Genomic DNA, 16,994 nt, shown 5'->3' with positions numbered 1-16,994 from the left:
CAGTCGGGTGGGTTGCCCGAGGGGGAGGAGGTGGTGACGGCGGAGTTGCTGGATCGGGCGGTGGCGGCCGTGCTGCGGGATGTGGATCCGCGGTTCGCGGGATTCGGTGGGGCGCCGAAGTTTCCGCCGTCGGCGATGCTGGAGGGGTTGTTGCGGCATGTCGAGCGGACGGGGGACGCGCAGGCGCGGGAGGCCGTTGTCGCTACGGCTGTCGCCATGGGGCGAGGCGGGATCTACGACCAGTTGCGCGGCGGGTTCGCCCGGTATTCGGTCGATGCCGCCTGGGTGGTACCGCATTTCGAGAAGATGCTCTACGACAATGCCCAATTGTTGCGCGTCTATGCGCATCTGGCTCGGCTCGGATCGTCCGATGGCGCCGATGGCGAACTGCCGGAACGGATCATGGACGAGACGGCCCGGTTCATCCTCGATGATATGGGTACAGGATCTGGCGGGTTCGCCTCCGGACTGGATGCGGACACCCCGGTGGATCCGCATGGCCCAGGAGTCGAGGGGGCGACCTATGTTTGGACGCCGCAGCAGCTGATCGAGGTCCTCGGGCCCGACGATGGTGTCTGGGCGGCAGGGGTTTTCGGTGTGACAGAGCGCGGCAACTTCGAGCACGGTGCCTCGGCCCTCACGCTGCCGAGATCCGATGCCACGCCTGGATCCGAACGCTTCGAGCGGGTCCGAAATCTGTTGCGGCAGGCCCGCGATCGTCGTCCGCAGCCCGCGCGCGACGACAAGGTGGTCACCGCTTGGAACGGGATGGCGATCACCGCCTTGGCCGAGGCGGGCGCGGCGCACCGGCGCGCGGACTTGATCGAGGCTGCGGCCCGCTGCGCGCGAATGATGGTGTCGGAGCACGTGATCGACGGTCGGCTGCGGCGCGCTTCGCTCGGCGGGGCGACCGGTTCGGCGCCCGGCGTGCTGGAGGACTACGCCTGGCTGAGCACCGGCCTGCTGGCCCTGCACCAAGCCACGGGTGAATTCGATTGGCTGACACAGGCGCAACGCCTGCTGGACACCGCGATAACCCATTTCGCCGACGATGCCGAGCCTGGCAGCTGGTTCGACACCGCCGACGACGCCGAATCCCTGATCTCCCGGCCCCGCGACCCCATGGACGGTGCGACTCCGTCCGGCGCGTCCGCCTTCGCCGAGGCCCTGCTGACGGCATCGTCCCTGAGCGAGCCGTCCCGTGCGGCCCACTATCGCGAGCTGGCCCGAGCCACCCTCGACCGCGCCGCGATCGTGCTGGACCGCGCACCTCGTGCGGGCGGTCACTGGCTCGCCGTGGCCGAGGCCGCCCAGGCGGGTCCGCTCGAGATCGCGATCTCGCTGCCGGACGGCGGCGCCACCGATACCGCCGCGAACGATCTGGTCGCCACCGCCCGTCGTCACGCCCCGGGAGGCACGGTTATCGTTGCGGGCCAAACCAATTCGACACCGTTGCTGGCGGATCGGCCACCGGTGGGCGATCGTGCGGCCGCCTACGTCTGCCGTCACTCCGTCTGTGACCTACCGCGCACCGAGGCCGCTGCCCTGCGCGCGGCACTGATCGCCCAGGAATCGAGCGGCGTGTGATCGCCGGGCGCGCTCGAAGTCCGCACAATCGTCGCGCAACGACGTGCCCGGCACCGCCCCCGCGAACGGTCTGGGCCGCGCCGCGCCGCGTGTGATCGACCGCGTCGCCCGATACTCGAGAAGTCCCTGGCAGTGCCGTTATATAGCGATCAGGCATGAACGCCGTGCGGATAACGGACACGTGCTTGCCCACTGCCTCGGCTCCCGGAAAAATAGCCTGGGCGGCAGTCGCCGTCAGGCGTCGGAGCAGGGAGTTCACGTGATAAAGGCATCGGGTGGGAAGCGTTCGTCCAGACCCTCGAGCAGTGGAGTACTGGCGTTGGCCGCGGGCGCCGCGGCCGTGGTATTCGCCACTGTAACGTTTGCGGGCCCGGCGCAGGCGCGGATGGTCGGTACCTTCGATGTCGGCGGGGCCATCGAGAAGGCGTACGACCGGGACGGCGGCGCGGCCTTCTTCGGCAACCCGGCCGGCCCGGAGTCGGCGGCGAAGGGCGGCCGATTCCAGGCATTCCAGAAGGGCTGCTCGATCTACTGGTCCGTCGGCACCGACGCGCACGACATCTGCGGTCTGATCCGTGACAGATATGCCCAGTTGGGTTGGGAGAAGAGCCCGTTGGGCTTCCCGCTGTCGGACGAGCACCCGGCGGGCAACGACGGCCAGGGCCGCTACAACATGTTCCCCAGCGGGGTCATCTACTGGTCGCAGGACACCGGTGCGCACGCGGTGTGGGGCGATATCGCGGGCATCTGGCAGGGCAACGGCGCGGAGAAGGGCCATTACGGCTACCCCACCAGTGATGAATACGACACCGACGGCGGCGGCAAGGCGCAGGACTTCCAGGGCGGCACCATCACCTGGCACGCCTGAGCCGACCCCCTAGGACACCTCCGGTTGCGATACCGGACTGACCGACTGTTCCCGCACCGCATCGGCTTTCCTGTCCGCCGCGATATCGGTCCAGCAATCGGTGGTCTGCGTGCGCCCGCGCAACAGCAACGTCTCGTACAGTTCCCATCCCGCGCTCTCGTTACTCGACGCCGCCTCGATGACGCTGCGGCTGACCAGGATTCGCCGCGGCACCGCCTTGGCCTCGGTGGTCAGCCGGGCGGCCTCGTTGACCGCGTCGCCGATCACGGTGAACTCCAGGCGGGTATCGGTGCCGACGTCACCGGCGAAGACCGAGCCGCGGGCCAGGCCGATGCCGATATCGAGTTCGCCGAGGGCCGCGACCTCGTCCCGGATCCGGCGCGCGGCGCGCAGGGCTGGAGTCGCGTTGTCGCGCAAGGCTATCGGCGCGCCGAAGATACACAGCGCGGCATCGCCCTCGAACTTGTTGACCAGCCCGCCGTTGTCCTCGGTGGCCGCCACGACGATGGACAGCAGCCGGTTCAGCTTGGCCACGAATTCGCGCGGCGCCAGACCCGTGGACAGCGCCACCGACCCGACCACGTCCACGAACAGCGCCGTCACCACCAGTACATCGCCGGTGAGGTCCATTCCGCCCGCCAGCGCCCGTGCGGCCACCTCGGTACCCACGTGACGGCCGAACATATCGCGCATCCGCTCGCGCTCGGACAGGTTCTCCGCCAGCTCGTTCACCGAATGCTCGAGCCGCCCGATCTCGCTCGCGCTGCCGACCGGCACCCGCACATCGAGGTCGCCGCGCGCGATGCGGTCCAGTGCGCGGCGCAGCATCCGCAGCGGGAGGGCCACCGCGCGGGACAGGGTGGCGGTGGCGATCGCCCCGACGACCAGGCCCACCAGGGACATGTACACCGCGGTGCGGATGCGGTCGCCGGCCGCGGCGACCGGGTCGGCCAGGACCGTGATCAGCATCAGCAGCGGCATCGCTCCGGAGACGATCCACGACACCACGATCCGGTTGAGCACCGAGGAACTCCAGTGCATGGTGCCGCCGAGCACCGACGCGACGGTCGGCATGGTCGGGCGGATCAGCCGGTCGACGATGAGCAGGGTGAATCCGGCCGATTCGAACGCGCCCAGGGCGAACATCGCCCCGACCACCGCGATGGATCGCGTCGGCACCGCCTGGGCGAAGATCACCGTCGCGATGACCACGCCGGGCAGCCAGATGGCCAGTGCGCGCAGGGTGATCGCCATCGGCAGGTTCAGCAGCCGTCGCGCCTCGGCCTCGGTGGGTTTGCGCCCGGCGTCCAGCCAGCCGAAGTAGTGCGAGCGATCGCGCACGGCCAGCCAGATCCCAGCCAGCGCGCCCAGCGTCGGATAGATCGCGGTCTGCGTCGTCGCGGTCATCCACTCCGGGCCGAGCCGGGACAGGAATCCGCTGAGCCACAGTTCCATGACGATGACGCCGAGGCCGCTGAGGTTGCAGACCATCACCACCAGCGACAGCCCCCAGCGGATCCGCAGCGCCCACAGGATCAGCCGGTTCACCATGACACGATCATCGCAGGACGACCAGCCAGATCGCGACGTAGTGGCACAGCGCGGCCAGAACCGTTGCCGCGTGGAAGAACTCGTGGTGTCCGAAGGTCGCGGGCCAGGGATTGGGCCACTTGGCGGCGTAGAGGATAGCGCCGCCGCTGTAGGCCAGACCGCCGATCAGCAGCAGGATCATCGGGGTCACGCCCACGTCGTGCGTCATCGTCGCGGCGACCGGCACGATCGCCCAGCCCAGCACCAGATACAGCGGAACGCCCACCCAGCGCGGTGCGGTCGGCCACAGCAGTTTGAGCGCGACGCCCGCCAGCGCGCCCGCCCACACCACCGCCAGCAGCGTGATCCCGGTGCGGTGGGGCAGTCCCAGCAGCGCGAACGGGGTGTAGGTGCCCGCGATGAACAGGAAGATCATCGAATGGTCGGCCCGTTTCATATGGGTGCGGGCACGCGTGCTGGACCAGGTCACCCGGTGGTAGGTCGCGCTCACGCCGAAGATTCCGCAGATGGTCAGGCCGTAGATCAGCGTCGACCAGCCCGCGGTCGCCGATCGCCCGAACGCGACGACGGTCAGCACGATCGCCGCGATCGCGGCGATGCCGACGGCCCAGGTGTGGATCCAACCGCGCATGCGGGGCTTGATCGGGATCCGCGCCAGCGATTCGGACAGCTCGAACACGGCGTCGGCGGGATTGATGGCGTCGCTCATCGCCGTGTCCCGTCGGTCGTCGCCGGTACTCGGCCGCTACCGCCGTGCCGTACGACCGGCGATCCATCCGGTGAGTGCGTGTCCATTGTTTCCTCGTTGCATGTCGGCCGCGGTTCCTGTGGAGTAACCTACGGTACCGTAAGTTACGTGCCCGGCCGGTCGTGCCGAAGATGACACGTCCTGGGTCGGGGTGGGCGATGGTGCATCCGGAGTCGGGGGATACCCGGGGCGTAGGGTTGGCAACCGTGAGGCTTGCAAGTCAGGTGCGTGAGCTGCCATATCGCATCTATGAGGCACGGTTGTCCCAACAGCTCGCGGGCAGACAGCATCCGCGTCACGTCGCGGTGGTATGTGACGGTAATCGCAGGTGGGCCCGGGAAAACGGATTCACCGACGTCAGCCACGGGCACCGGGTGGGCGCGCTCAAGATCGCCGAATTGGTCACATGGTGCGATTCGGTCGGCATCGAGATGGTGACGGTCTATCTGCTGTCCACCGAGAATCTGAACCGCGATCCCGACGAGTTGGAGATCCTGTTCGAGGTGATCACCGACGTGGTGGAGGAGCTGTCGGCGCCGGAAAAGAATTGGAGCGTGCGGATCGTCGGCGCGCTCGACGGCCTTCCCGAGGACGTCGCCACGCGCATGCGCAAGGCCGCCGACGAGAGCCATGGGCGCACCGGCGTGCACGTGAACGTCGCGATCGGCTACGGCGGCCGCCAGGAGATCGCCGACGCGGTGCGATCGCTGGTCCGGCAGGAGATGACGGCCGGCGAGACGGGGGAGGATCTGGTTCAGTCGATCACCGTCAACGCCATCGGCCAGCATCTGTACACCTCCGGCCAGCCGGATCCGGATCTGGTCATCCGCACCTCGGGTGAGCAGCGCCTGTCCGGATTCCTGCTGTGGCAGAGCGCATATTCGGAGATCTGGTTCACCGAGGCATACTGGCCCGAGTTCCGGCGTGTGGATTTCCTGCGGGCGTTGCGCGACTATGCCGCACGGCATCGTCGATACGGGGTGTAGGGGCGCGCGGTATCCCCGGCGGGCGGGTTGTGCCTGGATATAACGTGTCGGCCCAGGATCTGTTTCATTATCCGACGGTCTGGGCGCGGGTGTTCGTTCTTGGGTACCGTCCAGTACATGAGTGAGACCGCGCAGCGTGGCACGGCGGACCTATCAGCCTCGATGCCGTACATCAGCTACGAGGAGTTCGGGCGTCGATTCCTGGAGTACGCCGCCTCCGAGCAGCGGATCGCATCCGCCTTCGCCCAATTGACCGGTGCGGCATTCAATTTCGGTCCGATCGGGGTTGGGCCGGGGCGAATCGCCAAGGTCAGTGCGCAGGTTCAGCTCGGTGAACCGTCGCTGTACCGGAATGTGGACGGGGACATCACCTTCGAGCTGGCGATTCCGTTGAATGTGGACCTGCTGCTCGACCTGGCCGTCGACCGGCACACCTTCGAGGTCCAGGGCGCGGTGCACGTCCATCTCACCGTCCGCACGGCCGAACCGCTGCGAGTGATCATCGACATCGCCGAGCCGGAACCCAGCGACGTGCGGATCAACGTCGCGACGGCGACCCGGCGCGGGCAGCTGCTGCGCATCCTGGCGAGCGTGGACCACGAGATCCGGCGGTTCATCGCGCGGTATGTGGCCCGCGAGATCCGCAAACCGCATATCGCCGCGGTGCGGGAGATCGATGTCGCGAGCCGGCTGGACGCGGCCTGGAAGATCTAGCGCCCCACGTCATCCCGGCCGAAAACAGCGATCAGAGTTTGCGCAGGCGGATTCGGTTGATGGAGTGGTCGGAATCCTTGCGCAGCACCAGGGTTGCGCGCGGGCGGGTGGGCAGGATGTTCTCCACCAGGTTCGGCCGGTTGGTCGCGTTCCAGATCTCCTGCGCCGCGATCGTCGCCTCCTGATCGTCGAATTTGGCGTAGTGGTGGAAGTGCGAATCGGGGTCGGCGAAGGCCGTTTTACGCAGCGACAGAAAACGATTCACATACCACTTCTCGATATCCTCGATCCGCGCGTCGACGTATACCGAGAAATCGAACAGATCCGAGACCATCAACCGCGGTCCGGTCTGCAGAACGTTCAGGCCCTCCATGATCAGGATGTCGGGCTGGCGCACACAGTGGAACTGATCGGGCAGAATATCGTAGGCGATATGCGAGTAGATCGGCGCACACACTTCCGGCGCACCGGATTTCACCTCGGTGACGAAACGCAGAAGTTTGCGGCGGTCGTAGCTCTCCGGAAATCCCTTGCGGTGCATGATGCCCCGCCGGGTGAGTTCCACGGTGGAGTACAGAAACCCGTCGGTGGTGACCAGATCCACTCGCGGGTGGTGATCCCAGCGGGCCAGCAGCGCCTGGAGCACGCGCGCCGTAGTGGATTTGCCGACCGCGACGCTACCGGCGATGCCGATGACGAACGGCACCTGATGTTCCGGATGGGTTTCTCCGAGAAATGTCGAGGTGGCGGCGAACAACCGTTGCCGCGCGGCCACCTGCAAATGAATCAACCGCGCGAGCGGCAGATAGACCTCGGCGACCTCTTCCAGATCGATCTGCTCACCGAGGCCGCGCAGTCCGGTCAGTTCTTCCTCGGTCAGTACCAGCGGAGTGGACTTTCGCAGGGTGCGCCATTGTTTACGGTCGAATTCCACATAGGGACTCGGCTCACTCATTCGTGCCATTTACCCACGCTCTCGGTTCGTACACGATGTCTTGGGTGCACACGACGCTACGGAAGAGTTCTCACCATCGCCCTCGATGTAGTGAGATCCGGTAGCCAGTCCTCGCATAAGCGAATTCTCCTCGGGGCCAACGTCGCCGCGCACGCGGGGTATTGCTACTCGCTGGTAACTTGTAGTGACATTTCTCTCTCCGGTTGCTCCAGCCCCGGTCAGCGGCGGTGTCGGAGGTGATGCCGGTGGGGCGCGGTATGGTCGGCTGTCATGGACGCGCATCCGCTCGTGACGGACTATCTGCGGCTGGGACTGGCCTTCGATCGCCTCGAACCGGGGTTCGTCGACGCCTTCACCGGTGACCCCGCGCTGCGGCGCGCGGTCGAGGATGCACCCGCGCCCGAGCCGCGTGAGTTGGTCACCCGCGCGGCGGCATTGCGCAAGGAACTGCCCGAGGCGGGTCTGTCGGATCAGCGCACCGAGTTTCTAGACGCGCATCTGCGTGCCCTGGAATGCTCGGCCCGCAAGTTCGCCGGCGAGGATATCTCGTTCATCGAGGAGGTGCGCGCCTATTTCGATGTGGATATCGCGCCCGGTGAGGTCGAGGACTACCGCGAGGCGCATCGGCGCATGGATGAGGTGCTCGCCGGCGAGGGCTCGCTGTCCGAGCGGGTCGTCGCGCATCGCAAGGCCGACGAGATTCCGCCGGAGCGGCTGAGCGAGTGTGTGGAGGCGTTCTCCGGGGCGTTGCGCGAACTCGTCCGGGCTCGCTATCCGCTGCCCGATCACGAGCGCGTGGAATACGAGGTCGTCGGCGACAAGCCCTGGTCGGGATTCAACTACTACCTCGGTAATTACCGGTCCCGGGTGGCCATCAACTCCGACCTGAAGCAGCATATGGCGCATCTTCCGGCGCTGATCGCGCACGAAGCCTATCCGGGCCACCACACCGAGCACTGCCGCAAGGAGGCCGGGCTGGTCGGCGCGGGCCAACTCGAGCAGACGGTGTTCGTGGTCAACACCCCGCAGTGCCTGATGGCCGAGGGCCTGGCGGATCTGGCGCTGCGCTCGATCGTCGGCCCGGGCTGGGGCCGGTGGGCCCAGCAGATCTACGCGGATCTCGGGCTGCGTTTCGACGGCGAACGGGCCGAACGGCTTTCGGACGCCTCGGCGAAACTGCTCAGCGTGCGTCAGGATGCCGCGCTGCTGCTGCACGATCGGGGTCGCGACGCCGACGAGGTCGTGGAATTCCTGCAGCGGTGGGGCCTGTCCACACCCGAGCGGGCCCGCCAATCGCTGCGGTTCCTGTCCTCGCCGCTGTGGCGGGCCTACATTTCCACCTACGTGGAGGGCTATCGCCTGCTCGGCGACTGGCTCGACCGCGCCGTCGACGAGGACGATCGCGCCGACCGGTTCCGCCGCCTGCTCGACGAACCGCTGACCCCCGGAGCGGTCCGCCGAATGTGAGAGGTCACTGCGGCCAGATGCAGTGCCCGCCGGAGGAGATCGTGCAGAAAATGTGCGAGATCTCCAGAAGCAATGCCTGAATCGGATTCGCCGGTATGTAGATGGATTGGGGCTCCATGGAATTAGTCTGCGATCCGAATCGCCGCCGGGGAACCCCCACCTTCGGGTGGCCCCGGAGTCGGGGGCAGCACGGCGCGGATCCGGTCGGGGTCAGGCAGGGGAGTGGATGCGGTCGTCATATCCGCCCCGCTTAGACTTGTCGTCGTGACCCAGACGACCGCCTCTGTCAACTCGCAATCACTTGCCGAACTCGATCCGGAGCTCGCCGCCGCGATGGCGGACGAACTCACCCGGGAGCGCGACACCCTGGAAATGATCGCGTCGGAGAATTTCGTGCCGCGCGCGGTGTTGCAGGCCCAGGGCAGCGTGCTTACCAACAAGTACGCCGAGGGATATCCGGGGCGGCGGTATTACGGCGGATGCGAGGCCGTCGATGTGGTGGAGACGCTCGCGCGCGAGCGGGTCAAGGAGCTGTTCGGCGCGGAATTCGCCAATGTGCAGCCGCATTCGGGCGCGCAGGCCAATGCCGCCACGCTGATGGCGCTGATGAACCCGGGCGAGAAGCTGCTCGGCATGGACCTGGCGCACGGCGGTCACCTGACCCACGGTATGCGGCTGAACTTCTCCGGCAAACTGTACGAGGTGCACGCCTACCAGGTGAGCAAGGAGGATCACCGGGTCGACATGGAGGAGCTGCGCAAGCAGGCCCGCTCGGTCCGGCCGAAGGTGATCGTGGCCGGCTGGTCGGCCTATCCGCGGCATCTGGATTTCGCGGCGTTCCGGGAGATCGCCGACGAGGTCGGTGCGTACCTGTGGGTCGATATGGCGCATTTCGCCGGTCTGGTCGCCGCGGGGCTGCATCCCTCGCCGGTGCCGCACGCCGATGTGGTGTCCTCCACCGTGCACAAGACCCTCGGCGGTCCGCGCTCGGGCCTGATCCTGGCCAAGCAGGATTACGCGAAGAAGCTGAACAGCGCGGTGTTCCCGGGCCAGCAGGGCGGGCCGTTGATGCACGCGATCGCCGCGAAGGCCGTGGCGTTCAAGATCGCCGGGGGCGAGGAGTTCAAGCAACGGCAGGAGCGCACCCTGTCGGGCGCGAAGATCCTGGCCGAGCGCCTGACCGCCGCCGACGTCAAGGACAAGGGCATCACCGTGCTCACCGGCGGCACCGATGTGCACTTGGTGCTGGTGGATCTGCGCAACTCGGTGCTGGACGGCCAGCAGGGTGAGGATCTGCTGCACGAGATCGGAATCACGGTGAACCGCAACGCCGTTCCGTTCGATCCGCGCCCGCCGATGGTCACCTCCGGCCTGCGCATCGGCACCGCGGCCCTGGCGACCCGCGGTTTCGGCGATACCGAATTCACCGAGGTCTCCGACATCATCGCCAGCGCCCTGGCCGGGGGCGCGGATCTGGATGCCCTGCGTGCCCGGGTCGGCAAGCTCGCTGCCGACCGCCCGCTGTACGAGGGTCTCGAGGACTGGCGCCTGCTGGGCTGATCACCACAGGCGGAACCGGCGTGTACCGCCGATGAGTTCCGGCGCATCGGCGGTACACGCCGCGATCAACTTCCGCGGCGCCGGATTCACCCAATGCCTCGTGTTCTGTGCTGTCTTCAGCACCACGGTCGGCACCGTCTCATTCCCGTCCGCCACCGAGCGCACGAACGCTGCGGCTTGCGTGTCGTCCCAGATATCGATCTCCCGGTATGTGACCCCGTTCCGCTTCAGCACTCGCCGCAGCCGAGCGCAATACGGGCATCCGGGGCGCCGGTAAACAACCAGTTCCGAGCCACTGTCGTCCATACGCGATGAGTTTATGCGCCTTCGGACGGACCGGGCGGCGTGGACCGATCTCGCCCGTCCGGCGACGACCATCGGCGTGTCGACACGCCGGGGAGTGGGATCGCGTGCACCGGAACCAGCGATATGTCAGCGAACCACCGAAGTGTGCTTGCATTTCTTCCCGACTGGGATCTTTCGCTTCGATTGCCGGTGGTTCGCCTCGGGTCGTGGCGCAGCTGTGCCATCGGTATCGGTACCGGCGAATCTCTGGACAAGCTGTTTGGCCGTGTCCCGCAACGCATCCGGCGTGCCAATCTATTGACACGTGAGTAAATTTCCCTAGGCTGTGCCGCACTGTATGTGACAGATGACCAAGGAATCAGGGACGTTGACGGTACCGAACACATCCCACCCCGTGCCGAACCCGGGTGCGAAATCCGATGCGCTGCATGGCGAATCACTGCCCACGGCATCGTGGAGCTCGGGTAATCTCGCCGAGGCAGTGCCCGGTGTGATGACACCTCTGTGTGCGAGCGCCTGGGTGCCCGCCAGTGAACTCGGCTTGCGCGCGCCGTTCCATGCCATGGGGGCATTGAGCGCCGAACAATTGGCCATTCCAGCGAATCCGCTGGACAGGATCACCAACGCCTTCTACGGCCGGATGGCCGTGCGAGTCGATTTTCTTTGTGAGATAGGCGATTTGATCCCCGGTCAGACCGGAGAGGCGCTATCGCGCGACTTCTTCGGTTTCGTACCACCGGATTTCGTCAGCAAGCCGTCGAATCGCCGACTACCGGTGATCGCATTCCGTTATCCGCGTACGTTGTTGAGCATCGCGCGCAACATCGAGAGGCGTCGGCGCGACACCGACGCGTGGTGGCGTGCGGAAATCTCACGTGTCTCCTCCCTCGACCTCGAGCAGGCGCAACTGCTGCTGGGCCAAGCGATGGACCGGTTTTCGGGCAATCTCGCGGCACAGGCCGTGGTGGCCGCGTGCGCGATCCAGCCGGTGCACGAGCAGCTCACCACTCTGGCCGGCAAGGTGGGCGTCGATCCGGCCGAACTGATGCGAGGTCACGGCTCGCACGAGGAGAACGCGGTCCTGTCGGACCTCTGGGCGGTGTCGAGGGATCGGCTGGAGCTCTCGGAATTCCTTGTGCGACACGGCTATCACGGTCCGGGTGAGGGTGAGGTGTCCACGTCGGTGTGGCGTGAGGCCCCCTCGTCGATCGGCCGGATCATCGACCGGTACCGGGCACTGGACGACTCCGCCGCACCGGACCGAGCGGAGTCGGAATGGGCGCGTGAACGCGAGGCGGCCGAACGGAAGGTATTCGCCGGCCTCGGTGCGTTCGGGCGGCTGCGGGCGCGGCTGCTCCTGCGGATCGCGCGCCGATTCATCCCGTTGCGCGGTGTCGGCAAGGTGGCCTATCTGCAGGCTCTGGACGTCGTCCGGGCGACGGCCCGGCGCATCGGGGAGCTGCTTGTCAAGGATGAGAGGCTCGAAAGTCCCGATGACACTTTCTATCTCACGCGCGAGGAGATCACCGGCCCGCTGAGCGGCCGAGATTTCACGGCGCTGGTGGCCGAGCGCCGCGAGGCGCGCCTGCGCTACGAATCGCTCGAGGTCCCGACCACGTGGACCGGAAACCCGATCGCATCGCCGATCGCCGAGCCTGCGGTCGAACCCGTTACAGAACTGCGGGGGACCGGGGTGTCCCCGGGCATCGTCGAAGGGCGTGCGGTGGTCGTCGTCGACCCGGCCGATGCCGAGCTGGAGACCGGCGACATTCTCGTCGCGCACACCACCGATCCGTCGTGGGTTTCGCTGATGTTCTTGTCCAAGGCGCTGGTCGTGGATATCGGCGGGCCGCTGAGCCATGCCGCCGTGGTGGCGCGCGAGCTCGGCATTCCGTGCGTCATGAACACCGAGAACGGCACGCGGGTGATCCGATCCGGTGCGACGATCCGGGTGGACGGCGCCACCGGCCGCGTGGAGATCATTCACCCGACCGAAGGAGATCGACAATGAGCGCCGGCGTTTCCACGACGACGAGCTGGGGCCCGCTCGCCGAACCCATCCACACCGACGCGGCCGGGCCGGCGGACCCGGTCTGGAAGGACAACGCCTATCTGTCGTTCTGGGACACGGCCGCAGCGGTTTTCGCGACCCTGCACGTCTCCACGTCACCGAACAGCGACGGTGGTCGCCGGGCCCGGTGCAGCGTCTCGGCGGGCGGTCATACCGTCGAGATCATCGAACACCTTCAGCCAGGCACCTTTTCGAGCGACAGCATCCATTTCGGCCTGGACGGCGAGATCCGCGTCCGGCACCCCGAGCTGAACGCCGATCTGCTCGACACCCCGCTGTTCGTGCCCGCCGACTACTCGGTCGGCGGCCTCATCCCGGAGCTCGTTCCCGGTAAGCCGCTGACGCATTACGAGCAGGGATGCGCCGTCACCGGCGAGCTACGGGTCGGCGGTGCGTCGTACACCGTCGACGGATACGGAATGCGCGACCGCACATGGGGATTCCGCGACGAGTCCGCCCAGTGGATCGAGTACGCCGGCATCGTCGCCGCGTCCGACGACAGCTTCCTGTCCGCCATCAAATTCCTCGGCGCGGACGGAACTGTTCGTGGAGAAGGGTTCTTCATCACCGCCGAGCAATCCGTCCCGATCACCGAGATCACCTTCGCCCGCGATGCCGCGGCCCGGTTCCGGCGCGCCATGTTGACGCTGGCGGACGGCGCCGAGCACACGGTGTCGCAGACCGATCATGTCGCCGGGTTCTGGGTGCCGATGGGCGCCGAGTCCGAGGGGCCCGCGTTCGGTACCTATGACGACTTCATGCGTCTGACGGTCGACCAGCGCACGGCGGCAGGCTTTTTCGAACAGGGCATCCTGCATCGGGTCCGCTAGCCCCCGCTGCCCGACATGATCCGGCTGCGCTCCGGGGACCGGGCCCGGGAACTCACCTCACCAGACAAGGGATCGCTCGATTGAACCAGCAGTCGTCTCGGGCACGGAGCCCGTGGAATTGGTTGAACGCGCTTCGCGTCAGCCGCAGTATTCGAGTTCGGGTGCTCGCCATCGCCCTGATCCCCTGTATCGGGCTGCTCGCCCTGGGCTCGATCGTGGTCGTGAATTTGTCCGAACAGGCCAGGTCGGCGCGCGGGTGGGCGCAGTTCTTGAACGCCGAGCTCGATCCGATCGTCGCCTTCGCCACCGCGGCGCAGAACGAGCGGACGGTCAGTCTCGCGGTGCTGGCCGGTGACCCGCAGGCCGCCGCCGCCCTGCCGGCGCGGCGGGCCACGATGGATGCGGCGATGGCGGAGGTCGCCCGGCTCGCACCGGAGGTCACGCCGCTGAGTCCGCAAGCCATGACCAAATCGACGGGGCAGCTCATGGCGTTGGCTCCGAAGATGCCTCTGGTCCGGCAGGCCGTGGACACCCATCGCGCGACCGCGGCCGATGTGGACGGCCTGTACTCGGGACTCGTCGGAATCTTCGCCGTCGGTCTGGACGGGCTGGCGCACTACACCCCGGACTCGCTCAGCGCCTCCGAGGAGATGACCGCCGCCGATGTGGTCCGGATGGCCGATCTCCACTCGCGCGCAACAGGAATCGCGAATTCGATGCTGCTCCAGGGCACGCTGGGCACCGCGGACCGGCGGCAGGTCGGTCTGCTGGTCGGCGGCTACCGCAACGAGTTCGACGGGCTGATGGGCCGGTTCAGCGACGCCGATCTGGCGCGAGTGCGACAGCTCACCACGAGCCCGCAGTGGGGTATCGCCTTCACCGCCGAGAACGATCTGGCCGAACGGGGCAAGCTGGGGATACCGGTCGCGGACTGGCAGCGTGCCGAGCAAGCGGTCAACGACCAGTTCATCGGCCTGTTCCGGGATCATCTCCAGTACGCGAACACCATGGTCACCGCTGCGGCCCAGCGCGCGCAGAACAAGTCGATCACCGCGGCCATCGGCGTGGGGACCATCGACCTGCTCGCCCTCCTGTTCGCGGTATTTCTGGCGAATCGCCTGATCCGGCGCCTGCGCTCGCTGCGGACCGGCAGTCTGCGCCTGGCGAACGAAACACTGCCCTCGATCATCGGTCGGTTGCACGAGGGCGAGCAGGTCGACATCGACGCCGAGGCGACGGTGCTGGACACCGGGGCCGACGAGATCGGGCAGGTGGCCGAGGCGTTCGCCACGGCGCAGCGCACGGCCATGGCCGCCGCGGCCGACGAGGCGCGGATGCGGGACGGATTCAACAAGGTCTTCGTCGACATCGCCTACCGCAGCCAGGTCATCGTGCGCAGGCAAATGGACGTGCTCGATGTCGCCGAATCCAAGCAGCAGGACCCGGAACATCTGGAATTGCTTTTCCGCCTGGACCATTTGGCAACCCGAGCCCGCCGCAATGCGGAAAACCTCTTGATCCTCGGTGGCTCGCAGCCCGGCAGGCGCTGGCATCAGCCCGTTCCGCTGGAGCAGATCGTCCGTAGCGCGGCCTCCGAAACGCAGGACATGGCCAGGCTCAGCGCTATTCGACTCCCCTCGACCAATGTGCTGGGCAGCGCCGTCGCCGACCTCATTCATCTGCTGGCCGAGTTGATCGACAACGCCGCGTCGTTCTCGCCACCGCAGACGCATGTTTCGGTGCACGGCAACGTCGTCGGTCGCGGCGTCGTGGTGCTGATCGAGGATCAGGGCCTCGGCATCGGAGTCGAGGAGCGCGATCGGCTCAATGAGCTGCTGCATGAGCCACCGGATTTCCAGGCGATCACCGCCGCCGGACAGCGGCAGCTCGGTTTGTTCGTGGTCGGCAGGCTCTCGCGTAGGCACAATATCTCGGTCACTTTGCAGGAGTCGGCATATGGCGGGGTCAAGGCCATCGTGTTGATCCCTTCCAGGATGTTGGATCCCGGTTCGCCGGGAGGAGATATCTTCGACCCCGCTCTCACCACCGACCGGGTGGACGCGGATTCGCCGCTGAACGGATTGCCGCGGCCGGTCAGCGACCCGGTGCCGAGGCTGCCCCGTCGCATGATTCATTCGGATCTTCCCGCGGTGCCCGCCGGTCCGACCGGGGAGTTGCCGGTCGGGGAGAGGAAAACCGAGGTGCGTGTGGCGGAACCGCTCGGGAAGGTTGCCATTGTGGAGGACCGTCGACCCGATCAGGCGCGCCGATCGCGGGCCCCATTGCCCAGGCGGCAGCGTTTCTCCCATCTCGCCCCGGAACTGATGGATGAGGAACCGGCCGACGAGGGTTTGCCGACACCCGAGGAGCAGGAACGTTCCGCCGAAGACCGCCGTAGCTCCATGGCGTCTTTTCAACGCGGAACGCGCGAGGCACGTATGACCGAGAAAGGATGATGAGAGGCCATGTCCGAAATGGGTGTCAACTCACTGGATTGGTTGCTCGAGGAGCTCGTCAATCGGGTACCGAATTCCGAGCATGCGGTGGTCCTGTCCGCCGACGGCTTACCGCTGGCCAGATCGAGTGGGCTGAGCCGTGAGGACACCGAGCACCTCGCCGCGATAGCGTCGGCGTTGCACAGTTTGGCCCACGGTGTCGGTGCGCGTTTCGACAAGGGCAAACTGCAGCAAACGGTGATCGAGCTGGCCAAGGGATATCTGGTGGTCACCGAGGCGGGGCAGGGTGCGTGTCTGGCATTGATCGCGTCGGTCGATGCCGACCTGGGTCTGGTCGCCTACGAAATCAACGTCATCGTGGGCCAGGTCGGTGAACAACTGTCGCTGCTCCCGCGCAGCCATGCCGGGACCTTGAGAGCGTCATCCATCTCGTGAAGTACGACGGCGATCCGTGGGCACTCGACGAGGATCCTGGCCCTTTGATCCGGCCATTCGCCGTGACCCGCGGGCGCGCCGGAAACAATCTTCACAAACTGGACATGATGACTCTAGTCGTGGCCGTGCGGTCCGAGACCGAGGTCGCGACACTCGACCGGGAATACGGAGAAATAGTGCGACTGTGTCAGGGCAGACCCCTGTCGATTGCTGAACTCGCCGCCCACCTCAAATTACTGCTGGTGGCCGTCAAAGTGCTGGTATCGGATTTGATCGATTCCGGGCACGTCATATTCCGGGCACCGCCGCCGGCCTCGAGCGGCGCCGATCCGGATCTACTGCAGGCGGTACTCGATGGCATCCGTGCACTCTGATCACGGCAACATCGCGGAGATCAGCGCGGTGACCGCCGTCAAACTGTTGATCGCGGGCGGGTTCGGGGCTGTCTCTTATACACCTC

At 66.6% G+C, this 16,994-nt stretch carries 15 protein-coding genes; 11 read left to right on the top strand and 4 right to left on the bottom strand.

Features of this window, described 5'->3' with window-relative positions; genetic code table 11:
- Both JZ791_RS39425 and JZ791_RS39420 read left to right on the top strand, forming a co-directional pair.
- A partial coding sequence (locus JZ791_RS39425) for a thioredoxin domain-containing protein (protein WP_216902313.1) occupies positions 1–1,587 on the top strand: 1,587 nt, incomplete at its 5' end.
- A 259-nt stretch (positions 1,588–1,846) separates the two neighbouring features.
- Positions 1,847–2,455: an LGFP repeat-containing protein gene (locus tag JZ791_RS39420; protein ID WP_308163386.1), complete on the top strand. Its 609-nt coding sequence runs from the start codon at positions 1,847–1,849 to the stop codon at positions 2,453–2,455.
- 9 nt (positions 2,456–2,464) lie between these two features.
- On the opposite strand, the gene JZ791_RS39415 is transcribed toward JZ791_RS39420, so the two are convergent.
- Both JZ791_RS39415 and trhA read right to left on the bottom strand, forming a co-directional pair.
- Positions 2,465–4,006 (bottom strand): adenylate/guanylate cyclase domain-containing protein, encoded by a 1,542-nt coding sequence (locus JZ791_RS39415; protein WP_216902311.1) that lies wholly within the window; start codon positions 4,004–4,006, stop codon positions 2,465–2,467.
- Between the two features lie 7 nt (positions 4,007–4,013).
- Positions 4,014–4,715 (bottom strand): PAQR family membrane homeostasis protein TrhA, encoded by a 702-nt coding sequence (gene trhA / locus JZ791_RS39410; protein ID WP_216902309.1) that lies wholly within the window; start codon positions 4,713–4,715, stop codon positions 4,014–4,016.
- 236 nt (positions 4,716–4,951) lie between these two features.
- Here trhA and JZ791_RS39405 point away from each other — a divergent pair, with 236 nt between their 5' ends.
- Complete coding sequence (locus JZ791_RS39405) at positions 4,952–5,740, top strand: isoprenyl transferase (RefSeq protein ID WP_438804612.1); 789 nt, start codon at positions 4,952–4,954, stop codon at positions 5,738–5,740.
- Positions 5,741–5,857: 117 nt separating this feature from the next.
- Positions 5,858–6,454 carry a hypothetical protein gene (locus tag JZ791_RS39400; RefSeq protein ID WP_216902305.1) on the top strand — a complete coding sequence of 199 codons (597 nt, stop codon included), beginning with the start codon at positions 5,858–5,860 and terminating at the stop codon, positions 6,452–6,454.
- A 31-nt stretch (positions 6,455–6,485) separates the two neighbouring features.
- Here the strand turns inward: JZ791_RS39400 and coaA are convergent, their stop codons facing one another.
- Positions 6,486–7,418, bottom strand: coding sequence for a type I pantothenate kinase (gene coaA, locus JZ791_RS39395; RefSeq protein ID WP_216902302.1), 933 nt, complete (start codon positions 7,416–7,418; stop codon positions 6,486–6,488).
- A 261-nt stretch (positions 7,419–7,679) separates the two neighbouring features.
- Between coaA and JZ791_RS39390 the strand changes: the two genes are divergently transcribed.
- Complete coding sequence (locus JZ791_RS39390; protein ID WP_216902300.1) at positions 7,680–8,876, top strand: DUF885 domain-containing protein; 1,197 nt, start codon at positions 7,680–7,682, stop codon at positions 8,874–8,876.
- Between the two features lie 264 nt (positions 8,877–9,140).
- The gene (gene glyA, locus JZ791_RS39385; protein WP_216902298.1) at positions 9,141–10,436 is read left to right on the top strand and encodes a serine hydroxymethyltransferase; all 1,296 of its coding nucleotides are present in this window, start codon (positions 9,141–9,143) and stop codon (positions 10,434–10,436) included.
- Here the strand turns inward: glyA and JZ791_RS39380 are convergent, their stop codons facing one another.
- A complete protein-coding gene (locus JZ791_RS39380; protein WP_216902296.1) occupies positions 10,437–10,742 on the bottom strand; it encodes a glutaredoxin family protein in 306 nt (101 codons plus the stop codon).
- A 520-nt stretch (positions 10,743–11,262) separates the two neighbouring features.
- Here JZ791_RS39380 and JZ791_RS39375 point away from each other — a divergent pair.
- The 5 genes from JZ791_RS39375 (at position 11,263) to JZ791_RS39355 (ending at position 16,908) form a co-directional block, all read left to right on the top strand.
- A complete protein-coding gene (locus JZ791_RS39375; protein WP_216902315.1) occupies positions 11,263–12,753 on the top strand; it encodes a PEP-utilizing enzyme in 1,491 nt (496 codons plus the stop codon).
- Positions 12,750–13,643: a DUF7064 domain-containing protein gene (locus tag JZ791_RS39370; protein ID WP_216902294.1), complete on the top strand. Its 894-nt coding sequence runs from the start codon at positions 12,750–12,752 to the stop codon at positions 13,641–13,643. Before JZ791_RS39375 ends, JZ791_RS39370 begins: the two co-directional genes overlap by 4 nt.
- Positions 13,644–13,765: 122 nt before the next feature.
- Positions 13,766–16,099, top strand: a complete 2,334-nt coding sequence (locus JZ791_RS39365; protein WP_216902292.1) for a sensor histidine kinase — start codon at positions 13,766–13,768, stop codon at positions 16,097–16,099.
- A 9-nt stretch (positions 16,100–16,108) separates the two neighbouring features.
- Positions 16,109–16,534 carry a roadblock/LC7 domain-containing protein gene (locus tag JZ791_RS39360; protein ID WP_216902290.1) on the top strand — a complete coding sequence of 142 codons (426 nt, stop codon included), beginning with the start codon at positions 16,109–16,111 and terminating at the stop codon, positions 16,532–16,534.
- Positions 16,531–16,908, top strand: coding sequence for a DUF742 domain-containing protein (locus JZ791_RS39355; RefSeq protein ID WP_216902288.1), 378 nt, complete (start codon positions 16,531–16,533; stop codon positions 16,906–16,908). The genes JZ791_RS39360 and JZ791_RS39355 overlap by 4 nt, the downstream gene beginning before the upstream one ends.
- The last annotated feature ends 86 nt before the right edge of the window (positions 16,909–16,994 follow it).

Origin of the sequence: Nocardia alni (assembly GCF_019038435.1) — a bacterium.
GTDB classification, from domain to species: Bacteria; Actinomycetota; Actinomycetes; order Mycobacteriales; family Mycobacteriaceae; genus Nocardia; species Nocardia alni.
The sequence above is the reverse complement of the archived record's forward strand: the minus strand, read 5'-3'. Positions and strand labels throughout refer to the sequence as shown.

Bases quoted from the DNA above. Each gene is read 5' to 3' on its own strand.
- trhA (WP_216902309.1), bottom strand. From the start codon at position 4,715: ATGAGCGACGCCATCAATCCCGCCGACGCCGTGTTCGAGCTGTCCGAA.
- JZ791_RS39360 (WP_216902290.1), top strand. From the start codon at position 16,109: ATGTCCGAAATGGGTGTCAACTCACTGGATTGGTTGCTCGAGGAGCTC.
- JZ791_RS39370 (WP_216902294.1), top strand. From the start codon at position 12,750: ATGAGCGCCGGCGTTTCCACGACGACGAGCTGGGGCCCGCTCGCCGAA.
- JZ791_RS39400 (WP_216902305.1), top strand. From the start codon at position 5,858: ATGAGTGAGACCGCGCAGCGTGGCACGGCGGACCTATCAGCCTCGATG.
- coaA (WP_216902302.1), bottom strand. From the start codon at position 7,418: ATGGCACGAATGAGTGAGCCGAGTCCCTATGTGGAATTCGACCGTAAA.
- JZ791_RS39380 (WP_216902296.1), bottom strand. From the start codon at position 10,742: ATGGACGACAGTGGCTCGGAACTGGTTGTTTACCGGCGCCCCGGATGC.
- JZ791_RS39390 (WP_216902300.1), top strand. From the start codon at position 7,680: ATGGACGCGCATCCGCTCGTGACGGACTATCTGCGGCTGGGACTGGCC.
- JZ791_RS39415 (WP_216902311.1), bottom strand. From the start codon at position 4,006: ATGGTGAACCGGCTGATCCTGTGGGCGCTGCGGATCCGCTGGGGGCTG.